This is a genomic window from Synechococcus sp. H55.11 (genome assembly GCF_047462475.1).
Lineage (GTDB): Bacteria > Cyanobacteriota > Cyanobacteriia > Thermostichales > Thermostichaceae > Thermostichus.
The window spans coordinates 1-1,013 of the sequence record NZ_JANSJI010000226.1; the positions used below are offsets into that span (position 1 = coordinate 1).

1 protein-coding gene is annotated in these 1,013 nt (G+C 62.7%); it reads right to left on the reverse strand.

Features of this window, described 5'->3' with window-relative positions; translation table 11 throughout:
- Positions 1 to 949 (reverse strand): Gfo/Idh/MocA family protein (locus tag NW853_RS09105; RefSeq protein ID WP_414348859.1); only part of this gene is annotated, 949 nt, incomplete at its 3' end.
- Between the last annotated feature and the right edge of the window lie 64 nt (positions 950 to 1,013).

The following is a 1,013-nucleotide window of genomic DNA, read 5'->3' on the forward strand; positions in this document are numbered from 1 at the left end:
GGACAACCTGCTGGGTTTGGGCGGATCGCTCGGCGGCCTCGGCCACGGCGAGGGCATGGAGCATCTTTTCGGTGTCTACGTAGAGAGGGCTGCCGTGGCGCAGGTGATCCAGCACCATGCGGGTGTCTTGTTCGAACAGGCCGTGGCGGGATCCCGTCTCCAAGGGGTGGGCACTGCCGGCGCGCAACAGCATCGCCTCTTCGCCGTTGATCAGCAGGCCCCCCCGCTGGCCGTGGAACTCCAGTAGCCGCTGCGAGCACCACAGAGAGTCTCCCTTGCCATAGGTCAACACTGCCAGCAACCCATTGGCAAAACTCAGTTGGGCTGTGCAGTAGCAACTGCTGTAGCGCTGGGGCAAATCCGGCCCGTCGTAGCGCAGTTGACAGCTCACCCGCTCCACCTTGCCCAACAAGTCCACCAAGCGGTGAATGCGGGAGACAGCCCCCATGAGGGGGAAGCCAAACAGCTCAGGCCGGTAGGTCCAGCGGTCGGGGGCGGGGTGGGTGGCGGTGAGGGTGATGTAGCGGACGGCAAACAACTTGCCCAGCCCTTCCAGCTCCCGCCTCAGCAACAGGTGGATGCCGCTGAGGAGCTCGATGTGCTCCACGTGCAACAGCAACCGCCGCTCGGCTGCCAATTGCACCAGCGACCGGGCTTCGGCAAGGCTGAGGGCAAGAGGATATTCAACGACAGTGTGGATCCCTGCTTCCAGCGCAGCGCGGGCAATGGCCCCATGATCCCGATTGATGGTGCTGATAAAGACCAGATCCAGCCGCTGCTCGCGGAAGAGAGAAGACCAGTCGAAATAGGCAGCAGCCCCAAACTCGGCGGCAAAAGTAGCACTCCGCTCGGGGGATCGACCGACAACAGCCACAATCTCCACTTGCCCATCTTTGCGCAAGGCCTCAGCCCGTGAGCGAGCCGCGTAGCCGGTGCCGATGATCCCCACTCGCAAGGTCTGTTCCCTCTCCTAGCCTGCCTCTGTTTGTAGCATCACACAGAAAGGATCCCTT